Source organism: Acinetobacter sp. 18QD2AZ41W (assembly GCF_009829025.1).
GTDB classification, from domain to species: Bacteria; Pseudomonadota; Gammaproteobacteria; order Pseudomonadales; family Moraxellaceae; genus Acinetobacter; species Acinetobacter pseudolwoffii.
Genome location: NZ_WURP01000001.1, coordinates 613,018 through 625,912, shown reverse-complemented (window position 1 = coordinate 625,912; position 12,895 = coordinate 613,018). Strand labels below are relative to the sequence as shown.

Annotated in this window: 10 protein-coding genes and 3 tRNA genes; 4 read left to right on the top strand and 9 right to left on the bottom strand. The window is 42.7% G+C overall.

Annotated features, from left to right (window positions below):
* From GVV58_RS02950 to pyrC, 6 genes are all read right to left on the bottom strand, one after another.
* Positions 1-76: transfer RNA gene (locus GVV58_RS02950), tRNA-Glu, on the bottom strand.
* A 209-nt stretch (positions 77-285) separates the two neighbouring features.
* Positions 286-435: a hypothetical protein gene (locus GVV58_RS15420; RefSeq protein ID WP_167381251.1), complete on the bottom strand. Its 150-nt coding sequence runs from the start codon at positions 433-435 to the stop codon at positions 286-288.
* A gap of 80 nt (positions 436-515) precedes the next feature.
* Entirely contained in the window at positions 516-3,062 is a 2,547-nt protein-coding gene (locus GVV58_RS02945) for a TonB-dependent receptor plug domain-containing protein (RefSeq protein ID WP_159515962.1), read from the bottom strand.
* Positions 3,063-3,225: 163 nt separating this feature from the next.
* A tRNA-Glu gene (locus GVV58_RS02940) sits at positions 3,226-3,301 on the bottom strand.
* A 20-nt stretch (positions 3,302-3,321) separates the two neighbouring features.
* Entirely contained in the window at positions 3,322-3,981 is a 660-nt protein-coding gene (rnt, locus tag GVV58_RS02935) for a ribonuclease T (RefSeq protein WP_034608604.1), read from the bottom strand.
* Positions 3,966-5,000 (bottom strand): dihydroorotase, encoded by a 1,035-nt coding sequence (pyrC, locus tag GVV58_RS02930; protein WP_034608601.1) that lies wholly within the window; start codon positions 4,998-5,000, stop codon positions 3,966-3,968. Before pyrC ends, rnt begins: the two co-directional genes overlap by 16 nt.
* Positions 5,001-5,151: 151 nt before the next feature.
* Between pyrC and GVV58_RS02925 the strand changes: the two genes are divergently transcribed.
* Positions 5,152-6,432, top strand: coding sequence for a diguanylate cyclase (locus GVV58_RS02925; protein ID WP_159515961.1), 1,281 nt, complete (start codon positions 5,152-5,154; stop codon positions 6,430-6,432).
* Between the two features lie 64 nt (positions 6,433-6,496).
* Here GVV58_RS02925 and argG read toward each other — a convergent pair whose 3' ends face one another.
* Positions 6,497-7,837, bottom strand: a complete 1,341-nt coding sequence (gene argG, locus GVV58_RS02920; protein ID WP_100328771.1) for an argininosuccinate synthase — start codon at positions 7,835-7,837, stop codon at positions 6,497-6,499.
* A gap of 248 nt (positions 7,838-8,085) precedes the next feature.
* Between argG and GVV58_RS02915 the strand changes: the two genes are divergently transcribed.
* The 3 genes from GVV58_RS02915 to GVV58_RS02905 all read left to right on the top strand — a co-directional run bounded on the left by GVV58_RS02915 (position 8,086) and on the right by GVV58_RS02905 (position 10,793).
* On the top strand, positions 8,086-8,439 hold the full coding sequence (locus GVV58_RS02915) for a hypothetical protein (protein WP_100534377.1): 354 nt from the start codon (positions 8,086-8,088) through the stop codon (positions 8,437-8,439).
* Between the two features lie 140 nt (positions 8,440-8,579).
* Positions 8,580-10,616 (top strand): NADPH-dependent 2,4-dienoyl-CoA reductase, encoded by a 2,037-nt coding sequence (locus GVV58_RS02910; protein ID WP_159515960.1) that lies wholly within the window; start codon positions 8,580-8,582, stop codon positions 10,614-10,616.
* An 87-nt stretch (positions 10,617-10,703) separates the two neighbouring features.
* Positions 10,704-10,793: transfer RNA gene (locus tag GVV58_RS02905), tRNA-Ser, on the top strand.
* Between the two features lie 129 nt (positions 10,794-10,922).
* Here GVV58_RS02905 and GVV58_RS02900 read toward each other — a convergent pair.
* Together GVV58_RS02900 and GVV58_RS02895 are read right to left on the bottom strand one after the other, a co-directional pair.
* A complete protein-coding gene (locus GVV58_RS02900) occupies positions 10,923-11,894 on the bottom strand; it encodes a class I SAM-dependent methyltransferase (protein ID WP_159515959.1) in 972 nt (323 codons plus the stop codon).
* Between the two features lie 301 nt (positions 11,895-12,195).
* Complete coding sequence (locus tag GVV58_RS02895; protein WP_159515958.1) at positions 12,196-12,894, bottom strand: pirin-like bicupin family protein; 699 nt, start codon at positions 12,892-12,894, stop codon at positions 12,196-12,198.
* Between the last annotated feature and the right edge of the window lies 1 nt (position 12,895).

Below are 12,895 nucleotides of genomic sequence, written 5' to 3'. Positions count from 1 at the left end.
TGGCGTCCCTACGGGGATTCGAACCCCGGTTACCGCCGTGAAAGGGCGATGTCCTAGGCCTCTAGACGATAGGGACGTTGCGAGGTGATGCGTATATTAAGGGCTCAATTGGTTTTTGTCAAAAGGCTTTTATATAAAAAAGCGCTAAAAGTTCAAACATTAAACAGGAGTAATGCATTAATTTTATTGAGGGCTTAAATAAGTCGAATGATTGGGCTTATTTGCTCGTCATTTAGGCGGAAAATGAAACTCCCGCGGCTGGCAGGAGTTTAAAACAGCCAGATTTTAATGATCGGGTGTTTGGTATTCTGTCGAGTTATGCGCAGGAGCAGTCTGCTCGACAGGTGTTTCTACTTTCTCTTCACGGTTCACGATATAAAGATAAAGCAGTGAAGGAGCTAAAATCAGTAAAACCAGTAAGATCTTTTTTAACATGGCACATAGACAAAGTACGAAATTGCATTAATTATAGCCTAAGCAAATTAAAAAGAGCACCGGAGTGCTCTCTATAAAACTTAGAATTTGAAAGTGACATCGGCGATAAACTGGCGGCCGATTTCAGAGTACAGTTTGCTTCCATTCACATATAAATTATTGCGGTTAGTAATATTATTTACCGTTAAGCCAAAAATCGCTGAATAATCTTTTGAAACTTTCCAATCATAGGTGGTGCGCACATCCCATGTAAAACGAGGTTTTACATCTTGTAGCGTATAAGTATCGATTTTAACGCCATCATGCACCACTTTGTCAGCAGAGCTCGCTTCTAGCACTTGCTCATAGGTGTCTTTATAGCTAAAGAAGTTGGAAATTTTTAAAGGAAGAGAATCAAAGCCAATATTCCACATGACACGTGCAGTAATCGGTTGGTTATAGTTTGATGCAGGGCGGTCACCATAAGGCATAATTTTGCCATCAAAGGAAATCAGCTTCTGAAGATCTTCTTCGGTAAAGTTTTCCGTATAATCTGGTGCGCTACGGTACACATCCGAGTAATTGACTGCTAAGCCTAAATCATGTTGAGTGCCTTTAAATTTAAGTGGCTCAATCGTATTAAGTTCTAGCGTTACGGTATCATTTTCGCCATAACCGCTGTTATCAAACTCATAAGAATAAGTAAAATAGTCGTTTGGAATATCAGTTCTATTACGGGTGATTTTATCATCATACTGACGATTTACCCATTTTAAGCTGAGATTGGTGTTTTTAAATTGGCTATTAAACCCAAGGACAAATTCATCTGCAAATGGGGTTTTAAGATCCTTGCGGCGTGTATCATTGGCTGAAACTTTTACTTCTTCAACCCATTCAGAATTTTGATCAGCACGGCTGATGTCAAAATCTAATGAGGTCAGATGTTGACGCAAGTCCGTCATATATGTTGGGGCATTATAGTAGCGGTTCCAACCTGAAGTCAGGGTTAATAATTTATTGGAAAAAGGCTGATAACTAATGCTGCTACGTGGTGCAAAGTTAAGATTATTATTTGATTCATCATAATCAGCACGCACACCTAAACGGGCATTGAGGTTGTTCCAGCGAATATTATCTTCTAGATACAAGGCTGCTTGATGATATTGACCAGCAAAGCTGCCTGCTTTGTATATATTGCCCTTTTTAAAGTATTGACCATCAAAGACCGTAGGGACTTTATTGTTCAGGAATACAGCTGTGGTATTTTCATCGCAGAGGGGATCATTGATTTGACATTGTTGACCTTTAAGATCAAACAAGTTTTGGGTTTTCCCTGATGTTACGCCATAGAAAGTTGAAAAATCTTTGGTACGTTCCCATTGCACATCATCATAATGATAGGCAAAACCGGCGCTGATTTGATGGTCGGTGTCTGCAAATTTAAAGTTATTAAATAGCGCATCTAACCCATAACTCACAGAAGATTGTTTTAAATCAATATCTGCAGAGGTTGCACCTTCCCATACTTTTTCAGTATTTGCCCAGTCTTTGCTCCCTGCTGCATACATCCAGTTCACACCGCGATCAGATGATGATTCACGTGCATTGTCAATTTGCTGGTAATTGAGCTGGTGTATTAATTGTCCCCAATCTTGTTTTTGTTGCATCTCTGCGAAAATCAAAGCTGATTGATTATTGGTGCTGCTGTGAGAGTTACGACGTTTGTCTGCGTAAGTATTGTCTTCCAAATCACCTAAAGCGAAACCGAATTTCATACTGGTGTCTGCATTTGGATCGACATACAAGGTTCCACCGACATTGGTATTACGTTTTTCTTGATCAATTTGTTTTGGTGCAGGTAAGCCACTTTCAACAGGAATTGTTGATTTACGTTGTGAAGCATAGAGATCTAAGCCATAAACCTTTGAAAGTTTAGCAAAAATATTGGCACTAACACCTTGGCGAACATACTCTTTTTGGTTTGACTGGGTTGATGCACCTTCAAAGAGTCCTTTGTCTGCATCAGTTTTTAAGTGGTAGCGGTTCCAGTCACTTTCTGTATAGTCATAAGTGATGCTACCATGGACTTTGCCAATTTCAGATTTAGGCGCACAGGTTTCTGCCTGAACCACACCACCGGTGAAGCCACCGTGTTTTGCACTAATGTTGCTGTCTAATACTTCTAAATTACACAATAAATCGGTGTTGATTGCCACACCTTGTGAACCGCCAGACACTGCACCGTAGTTGGTTGTTCCTGAACCAGCAGGGTCGAGGTTATTGCTGTTGCTGACGCCATTAATCACAAATTTATTATTAAATGATTGTGCACCATGAATCGAAATTTCAGCCGGTTTTAAATCAGCTTGTGAGTTGGCTGCAATATGTTCATTGCTAAACTGCACATTCGGATTCACCTTTAAAAAATCAGTTATATTCTTTGAGCTATTCGGTATTTTTGCTAAATCTTCTTTGCTATAAACCGTTTTCCCAACTTCATTCGCTTGCTGAGCTTTGACAATAATCGTGTTGAACTTAAGCGTTGCCTCATTGGGGGCAGATTCTTGATAACTGGATTCTTCTGCGAAACTAGAGGTTGATAAAGCTGCCAATATAGCAAGTGAAAGTGAAGAGTAGGCAAAACGCATGAGAAGGTTAAATCTTTGAAAGATAATGAAAGCGATTATCATTAACTTGATTGCTACAATCAATAGTAATGAGAATTATTTGCATTAATTGGGCTTTAAATGTGTAAGATTTAAGCAGATTAAGTCGCTGAAAAATAAAAATATGAAAAGAGAGGAAAATAGATGGCGTCCCTACGGGGATTCGAACCCCGGTTACCGCCGTGAAAGGGCGATGTCCTAGGCCTCTAGACGATAGGGACGTTTAGAAGATGGCGGTATCTTATTGATCCGCCACCAGAGTGTCAAGCAGGTGAGGCGCGAGTTTGTTTAAAATATAGCAAAACAGTTCAGCCGTCTTCTGTGTGTCATATAACGCAGAGTGAGCTTCTTTTCCATCAAAATCGATCCCGGCCTGAATACAGGATTTCGCCAGTACGGTTTGACCAAACATCACCGCACTCAAGGTCACCGTGTCAAACACAGAAAAACTATGGAACGGGTTCTGGTTTTTGGTGCCGGTACGGGCAATTGCTGCCTGAACAAAACCTAAATCGAAATGTGCATTGTGACCCACCAAAACCGCATGGGTACAGTTTTGCTGACGGCGCACGTCATTGACCGATTTGAAAATACGCTTTAATGCGGTTTTTTCATCTTCAGCCATGGCAATTCGCATCGGATTTGACGGATCAATGCCGATGAATTCCAGTGACCTACGATCGAGGTTGGCCCCTTCAAAAGGATTGATATGTGCATGGTAAGCTTGACCCGGCACAAACTGGCCATCCTCATTATAAACAATCGGAATGGCCGCAATTTCCAGCAATGCATCAGTCTGTGCATTAAAACCTGCCGTCTCGACATCGACAACTACAGGTAAGAATCCACGAAAACGTTGACCAATGATTGGGAGGGTTTCATTTGTCACACTTTTCTCCATTGAATGGTTTTACCCGCATAGAGCGGAATAATCTGTTCACCATCCAAATAGTCTAAACTTTCAGGGATTACTTGATCTTCTTTAACCAGTGTAATGGTGCTGGTATTACGTGGCAGGCCATAGAAGTCTGCACCAAAGTGGCTGGCAAAACCTTCCAGACGTTCAATTTTACCCACTTGATCAAATGCCTGAGCATACAGCTCAATGGCAGTCGGCGCACTATAACATCCTGCACAGCCACACGCATTTTCTTTTGCATTTTTTGAATGTGGTGCGCTGTCGGTGCCTAGGAAAAATTTAGGATTGCCACTAGTCGCCACTTCCAGCAAGGTTTGCTGATGGGTTTGACGTTTTAATATTGGCAAGCAGTAGAAATGCGGCTTGATGCCACCCACCAGCATGTCATTGCGGTTGAACAATAAATGTTGCGGCGTAATGGTTGCAGCGACATTACGGTCTTGCTCAAGCACAAAGTTTGCTGCTTCGCTGGTAGTAATGTGTTCTAACACCAGTTTCAGCTTAGGGAACTGTCTGAGCAAGGGTGCGAGGACTTCGTCCAGGAAGCGCTTTTCACGGTCAAAAATATCGACATGATTATGTGTCACTTCACCGTGCAGCAATAAAGGTACCTGATGCTCTTCAAGCTGCTCAATTACGCCATACACTTTGCTCATGTCGCTGACACCACTATCAGAATTGGTGGTTGCACCCGCAGGATAGAGCTTGATGGCATTGACATGCGCAGATTCTTTGATCTTTTTAACTTCACTTGCCGGGGTGTTGTCTGTGAAATACAGCACCATACGCGGGTCGAAATTTATCCCTTCAGGTACGTGCGCCATGATGCGTTCACGATAGGCATTGGCCTCTTCAACGGTTTTAACGGGTGGTACCAGATTCGGCATACAGATTGCGCGAGAAAACTGTCTGGCTAAATCGGGAACAGTACGTTGAAGTGCTAAACCATCACGCAGGTGAACGTGCCAATCATCTGGCTGGAGAATCGTAATCGTATTCAAGGCAAATTCAGTCGAACAAATAAAACAAATGATAATCCATCTATAGCAAAAATGGTAATGAGAAAGGGCTACAAAATAAGGGATATCTATAAATTAATTTGAAAAAGTATGTTATTTTAAAATTACTAAAAAAATTACATAAATACTTGCAATGGAATACAAGTACAGTTTAGCGAAATTACAAGATGACAAGGAAAACATAGAAGAATTAATTACACGGCAAAGTCAGCGTGTAGGCCCGGTCTTCCCTCAACATCTGGAACAGGAATTCTGGACAAAAAATCTGGAACGTGCCCGCAAACATGTCGAAAAATATGTTTGGGGTGGGGTATTGGCTTATTTTATTTTTCTGGTGGTGATGATCCCCACAGATTACTGGATTATCAGTAAAGAATATTTCGTGCATGATTTTGTGCTGTCTATGTTCGGGCTACTGAATGGCGGTATGTCATTAATTCTCTTTTATATGTTTTCCTGTTTACCCAAGATCAAGCGCTTTTTTCCGCAAGCTTCAATGCTGCTGGTATTCTGGATGCTGGTGTCGATTTCCTGTATCACGATGTTGGTTAAAACCCCAGCGTTACAACATCAGTCGATGGCAATCGTCACCATTATTTATATTCTGGGTTATATCCTGACCGGTATTAAGCCTGTACAGATGCTGGTCACCGGACTGGTCGCTGCAGCAACGACCATTATTGTATTATCAATCATGGCCATAGACTTTAATCCGCTGGTTTTTGGGCGAATTCTGATTGGGAGTTGCTTACTGGGTTATGTAATTAGTCATATGATTTTCGCGCGTGAGCGTGTGATTTTTTTATACAGTATCCGGGCCAGAATCAGTGAGCAGATCCAGCGTATTCATACCACCGAATTGTTACATTTAAGCCAGTATGATGAACTGACCAAGATTTCCAATCGGAGAACTTTCGATGAAACGCTTGAAGTGTATTTTGAACGGGCCCGTCGTGAAGACACTGCCTTGGCGATCCTGTTTATCGATGTGGACTTTTTTAAAAACTATAATGATTTTTATGGGCATCAGAAAGGCGATGATGTTATTTCAACCATTGCCAGAACCATCAAGAATGCGATCCGTCATATGGACTTTGTGGCGCGTTATGGCGGGGAAGAGTTTGTTGTGTTATTGCCAGAAACAGATGCACATGGTGCTTATGCCGTAGCTTCAAATATTTTCAAGGCGATTGACCGTCTGGAAATTCCCCATGAAAAATCTTTGGTTGCGAGACATATTACCATCAGTTTAGGCATTACCGTCTATCGTGGTGAAACAGATACTGATAAAGATATATTATTGGGAATTGCAGATCAGGCGCTGTATCGTGCCAAGCAGCTTGGGCGCAATCAGATTTATTATCAATCACTTCGTTCCGTCAATTCAGATACCGCCAATGGTTCGATGCTTTAAACATCAAGAACAACTATCCATAAAAAACCGCTCATCAAGAGCGGTTTTTTAACAAAAACAAAACTTAGTTTTTGTCTTTCAGTTGTGGAACAGCAGATGCTGTACCCACTGCAAGCAAACCAGTTTCTGTATAGATGCCAAGTTTTGCGCGGGTATCGGTAATGTCCAGATTACGCATGGTCAACTGACCAATACGATCCATTGGAGAGAACATAGAATCACCTTTCTCCATGGTCAAGCGCTCAGCTTCATAGGTCAGGTTAGGCGACTCAGTGTTCATGATGGTGTAATCATTACCACGACGCAGTTCTAAAGTCACAGTACCGGTCACGGCTTTAGCCACCCAACGCTGTGAAGTTTCACGCAACATCAGCGCTTGAGAATCGAACCAGCGGCCTTGGTATAACAAACGGCCTAAACGTAAACCGTTGATGCGGTATTGTTCGATGGTATCTTCGTTATGAATACCGGTCACAAGACGCTCGTAAGCAATATGAAGCAGCGCCATACCCGGAGCTTCATAAATACCGCGAGATTTTGCTTCGATAATACGGTTTTCGATTTGATCCGACATACCTAGACCATGACGGCCACCGATACGGTTTGCTTCAAGAATGAATTCAACTGGATCTTCGATACGTTGACCGTTGATCGCAACAGGGAAACCTTCTTCAAAAGTAATCGATACTTCTTCAGCTTTAACTTCTACGTCATCTTTCCAGAAGGCAACGCCCATGATTGGATCCACGATTTTGATGCCCGCATTCAGGTATTCAAGATCTTTGGCTTCATGGGTCGCACCCAACATGTTTGAATCTGTTGAGTAGGCTTTTTCTTTTGACATTTTATAGTCAAAACCGTTGTCGATCAGGAACTGCGACATTTCTGCACGGCCGCCAAGCTCATCGATAAAGGTTTGGTCTAGCCAAGGCTTGTAAATTTTAAGCGCAGGGTTGGTCAACAAACCATAACGGTAAAAACGTTCAATGTCGTTACCTTTGTAAGTAGAACCGTCACCCCAAATATTGACGTCATCTTCTTTCATGGCAGTGACAAGCATGGTACCTGTAACAGCACGACCAAGAGGAGTCGTATTAAAGTAAGGAACACCGCCAGTTGAAATGTGGAACGCGCCACATTGAATTGCAGCAATACCTTCTAATGCAAGCTGTAAACGGCAGTCGATTAAGCGTGCTTTTACTGCGCCATAAGCTTCAGCTTTTTTTGGAATCGCATCGTAATCGTCTTCGTCTGGCTGACCCAAGTTCGCTGTGTAAGCATAAGGTTCAGCGCCTTTTTGTTTCATCCACAAAAGAGCAGCAGAAGTATCTAGACCACCAGAGAAGGCAATACCAACTTTTTTACCTACTGGGACATTCTGCAAGATAGTTGCATTATCAGACATTGTTCATCCTAATGATATGAAATAGGCACGCCAGAATTGGTGGCCTGAAAAAATACATATTGTCTCAATTGTATCATTAATTTATTTAGGTTTGCTTTAGAAAAGAAAAACTCGTTTTAAAATCTATATTCAATAGGCTTAAATAATCATAAATTGCACGATTTTGAGCAGAATCCTGCTAAAAAATTAAAAATTCGCTATATTCAGCCGAATAAAGTTAAAAACTCAGATAAAACAGGAATAAATGCATGGCGACTCATATCCCACCCTTACCTAATTTAAATCCTAAAACCAAGAATGAAACGCTGGCACTGTTGCATGGGATTTATGCCGGTCTGATTGGTTTTAGTACACTGGTATTTTTATATCTGGAATATCAGCAAGCCAGTATTTCTACGCTGAGTTTAGGTATGGTGCTGCTGCTTTTAGGCGGCCTGGTATTTTTTAATATACAGGCCAGCATCAAAGTCAAACAGGGCAATGGTTCAGGACGGACTTTATCCAGAATTATGGCCATCCTGATGCTCCTGAGTTTTCCGATTGGTACAGTATTGGGCGTGATTGCATTATGGAAATCTAGCGCGCGACAATGGCAGGATTAATCCGCCAAATAGAAAGTGATCCTCTTCTAAAGATTGATATTTGTGCCTGAAAATGCTGAACTCCGGGTCATAAAAAGCCACTGAAAATCAGTTAAAGTAAGGGAATGACTTGCTCAGCCAAATATAATCAGGGATTTGTTATGACTACGACGCGCTATGCCAACATTTTAAAGCCACTGCATTTGGGTTTTACCACCATTAAGAACCGGGTGGTGATGGGGTCGATGCATACTGGCCTAGAAGATCGTTTTTATAATTATCCCAAACTGGCTGCGTATTTTGGTGAGCGTGCAAAGGGTGGCGCAGGTCTGCTGATTACGGGTGGAATATCGCCCAACCGTCAAGGCTGGTTGTTACCGGCGGGCGGTACCATGAATACTTTGGGGGACATTGCGCCGCATCGTTTGGTGACGCATGCAGTGCATAAGCATGGTGCCAAAATTCTGTTGCAGATTCTGCATGCCGGACGTTATGGCTATCAGCCTTTTGTGGTCTCGGCCAGCCCGATCAAGTCGCCGATTTCTCCCTTTAAACCACGTGAAATGTCAGATAAACAGATTCTGAATACCATTCAGGATTATGTCAGAACGGCCAGTATTGCCAAAAAAGCCGGCTATGATGGCGTAGAAATCATGGGTTCTGAAGGCTATTTGCTGAATCAGTTTTTAAGCCGGCATGTCAATCAGCGTGCTGACCGTTGGGGTGGCCCGATCGAAAACCGGATGCGTTTTGCCGTAGAAATTGTCAAAGCGATTCGTGAGGAAATTGGCGAAAAATTTATTATCTGTTTCCGTTTGTCGCTTCTGGATCTGGTACATGATGGCAATACCATGCAAGATGTGATTACCGTGGCTAAAGCTTTGGAAAAGGCGGGGATTACTTTACTCAATACCGGTATTGGCTGGCATGAAGCACGTATTCCCACCATTGTGACTTCTGTACCGCGTGCAGCTTTTGTCGATTATACCGCTGAAGTGAAAAAGCACGTGGCGGTGCCGGTCATTGCATCGAACCGGATCAATATGCCAGATACTGCTGAAGAAATTCTGGCTTCCGGCCAGGCAGACATGGTGCAGATGGCACGTCCATTCTTGGCAGATGCCTTCTGGGTCAATAAAACCGCGACCAATCGTGTTGATGAAATCAATACCTGTATTGCCTGTAATCAGGCCTGTCTGGATCATACCTTTAAAAACCAGCGCGCAACCTGTCTGGTCAATCCACGTGCCGGCTATGAAACCGAACTGGTCTATGTCAAAACCAAAAAAGCCAAAAGTATTGCAGTGGTCGGTGGTGGTGTTGCAGGGCTGTCTGCGGCCACAGTCGCAGCCAGTCGCGGGCATGATGTGACGCTGTTTGAGGCCAGTCATGAAGTGGGTGGACAGTTTAATCTGGCTAAAGTCATTCCGGGGAAAGAAGAGTTTCACGAAACGATTCGTTATTTTAAAGTCCAATTGGAAAAAACCGGCGTTGATGTGCGATTAAATACCCAAGTGAACCGTGAACAGCTGGAACGTGAAGGTTTTGATGAAGTCATTGTCGCGACTGGTGTCGTGCCGCGAGCGCTTAAGATCGAAGGCAGTCAGGCACCGCAAGTCTTGTCTTATGCAGAAGTACTACGCGGTGCGCCAGTCGGAGATCGTGTTGCAGTCATTGGTGCAGGCGGTATTGGTTTTGATGTGTCCGAGTTCTTGTTAAAGCCGCCGCATCAGGTACAGCCGCAAGCTGTGAATGAATGGAAACGTGAATGGGGTGTAGACCCGAATCCAAATTATGTCAGTGAAGGCGGCATGCAAGGTGCAGAAATTGAAGCACCTATTCGTGAAATTTATTTATTACAACGTAAAAAGACACCGCTTGGCACAGGCCTAGGCAAGACTTCAGGCTGGGTACATCGTGCCCAATTAAAAAAACACGCGGTGCGCATGTTGCGCGGTGTGCAATATAAATCTGTTACCGATGAAGGCTTATGGATTGAGGTGGATGGCCACGCTCAATTATTGCGTGTGGATAGTATTGTGGTGTGTGCAGGACAGGAGTCGGTAAAAGATTTGATGCCACTTGCCGGGGAAAATACCTTGGCACAATATCATATTATTGGTGGGGCTAAACTGGCTGCCGAGCTGGATGCCAAGCGTGCCATTCGTGAAGGAGCCGAATTGGCCGCCAAATTGTAGGGATTTGATGAAACTATATGCAGTTAATCAGATTCACTGTAACTTTCACTTGTCAGTTACATAAAAGCGCCGTATTATTGCGCCCATGGAAGCGTGGCAGAGCGGTTTAATGCACCGGTCTTGAAAACCGACGAGGGTGTGAGTCCTCCGTGAGTTCGAATCTCACCGCTTCCGCCAAATTTTAAAAACCCCAATCGAAAGATTGGGGTTTTTTATTGCTGATGAATTTTACAGAATGATTTAAAATAAACGGATCTTAAAGAGGTTCGATATTTAAAAAGTCGATAATTTATAAACAGATATTCTTCAATCGCATACTTCAATCTTAATCAGAGCCAGAGCAATTCTTTCCACATGCTGATAAGCAGGTTGCTCTAATTCTTCACCAAAAATATCCGGATCAATTTCCTCATAAGACCAGTGAATATTTTGATGCTGCTGCATCAGGTCTTGCAGATACTGTAAAAATCGATTGCCATTTCGTGTGATGGTAGCGCCGGTATATAAAAATAAACGGCCGCCTGAATTTAGCCTTTGCAGGCCTTGTTTTATAATTTTAAAAGCTAATTCATTGCCATCGAGCTCATTACCTCCGTGTCGATATTGCCGTTGCTCAGGATCAATTAAATAAGGTGGATTGGCAAAAATCAGGTCAAACTGACCTTCAAGATTGGAAAATAAATTGCTTTGCACCGGAGAGATTGAAGTAAAACCCGAAAAATCAATATTGAGTTGACTATAGAGCAAGGCTTTGGGGTTTAGATCTGCTACAAAGATTTCCTCATGATCTGGAAAGTATTTGGCGATACTGATGGCAGCAGCAGAGGTGCCACAGCATATTTCAGCAGCCCGTTTGAAAGGGCGAGGTTCGGTGGCTAGATATTGCTTGAGATGATAGACAAAGCGATAAGTATCGGGACCAAAAAAAACAGCATCTTGTTGTGTGGTTGGAAAGGAAGAGTGAATAAAGAGTTCACCTTCCAGTGAGGCGACCCTGACCAGACTGGTGTATTGCTCATCCTGAACCTGTAGAAGTTGCTGTTTTGCCAGCAAGGAAAAAAGAACCGGATCAAGATTGGTTTTGCTAAATTCCAGATTCCAGCCAAATATATCCTGCAGGGTTATTTCCTGATTTTTCTCGTTTCTTTTACGATCCAAAATCCGTTGATGCGACAACGGAGTAATAGCTGTGAACTGATAGTTTTGTTGTTTTAAAAACGCTAGTAAAAAATGCAGAGCATGTTGCTGGTGATTCTGAATTTCTAAAATCTGGTTCATAAGCGTTGCTCTTTGGTTTACGTAAAATCAATACAAAGCTGGATAGACGTTGAATCCCATATAAGACCATGACCAGATCAGCCATTCGCGATGCGTTCATTCAATAGAAATGAATCAGCTTCATCTTCGCCTGAAATGCCAGAATTTTAAGTAAAAAACTGATGTGAATTGGTGTGATTTTTATAGCTGTTTTTAAAAAATTATCTTCTGATAAAGCTTCTGTCTACTTTTATTCTCGATTCATAAAAAATGGCTATTCATCAAAGTGATTAATAGCCATGATGGGTGAGAGCCTTAAAACTTAGTGAGGCACTTCTGGTAAATCAAACCAGATCACTTGCGCATCATCGATGGCTTGAATCGCTGAGTCATCCAGAAAAGCAATTGCACCACCCGCCTCAACTCTATGTTCTGCAATCTGCACAGTGCCAGAAACTACATGAATATAATTGATCTGCTGGGTGGCCTGCACTTGCAAACTTTGACCTTGCTGAATTACCGCAGTTTTGACTTCAGCCTTCTGACGAATATGCATTGGCGCATTGCCATTCGGTCCACAAATCAAATGCCACTGGTTGGGCTGCTCATGCGGATCCAGACGAATTTGCTGATAATTCGGTTTGGCATCCTGTTCATTGGGAATAATCCAGATTTGCAGTAAATGTACCTGCTCATCGCCCTGATTCATTTCACTATGGCGAATACCTGTTCCGGCACTCATGAGCTGCCATTCACCCGCAGCAATGCCGCCATGATTGCCCATGCTGTCCTGATGAGTAATGGTGCCTTTCAGTACGCAGGTCAGGATTTCCATATTGTCATGGGGATGGGTTCCAAAACCCTGATGCCCATCGATTAAATCATCATTAATAACACGTAAGGCACTGATCCCCATATACTTGGGATCATACCAGTTACCAAATGAGAAGCTGTGCTTAGACTCCAGCCAGCCCATTTTTACATGACCACGATTTTCGCTAGGATGTAGAAAAGCCTTCATG

Excerpts from the sequence above, each read along its gene's own strand:
- GVV58_RS02915 (WP_100534377.1), top strand. The coding sequence starts at position 8,086 with ATGGCGACTCATATCCCACCCTTACCTAATTTAAATCCTAAAACCAAG.
- GVV58_RS02945 (WP_159515962.1), bottom strand. The coding sequence starts at position 3,062 with ATGCGTTTTGCCTACTCTTCACTTTCACTTGCTATATTGGCAGCTTTA.
- GVV58_RS02910 (WP_159515960.1), top strand. The coding sequence starts at position 8,580 with ATGACTACGACGCGCTATGCCAACATTTTAAAGCCACTGCATTTGGGT.
- GVV58_RS02900 (WP_159515959.1), bottom strand. The coding sequence starts at position 11,894 with ATGAACCAGATTTTAGAAATTCAGAATCACCAGCAACATGCTCTGCAT.
- GVV58_RS02895 (WP_159515958.1), bottom strand. The coding sequence starts at position 12,894 with ATGAAGGCTTTTCTACATCCTAGCGAAAATCGTGGTCATGTAAAAATG.
- argG (WP_100328771.1), bottom strand. The coding sequence starts at position 7,837 with ATGTCTGATAATGCAACTATCTTGCAGAATGTCCCAGTAGGTAAAAAA.
- rnt (WP_034608604.1), bottom strand. The coding sequence starts at position 3,981 with ATGGAGAAAAGTGTGACAAATGAAACCCTCCCAATCATTGGTCAACGT.
- GVV58_RS15420 (WP_167381251.1), bottom strand. The coding sequence starts at position 435 with ATGTTAAAAAAGATCTTACTGGTTTTACTGATTTTAGCTCCTTCACTG.
- GVV58_RS02925 (WP_159515961.1), top strand. The coding sequence starts at position 5,152 with ATGGAATACAAGTACAGTTTAGCGAAATTACAAGATGACAAGGAAAAC.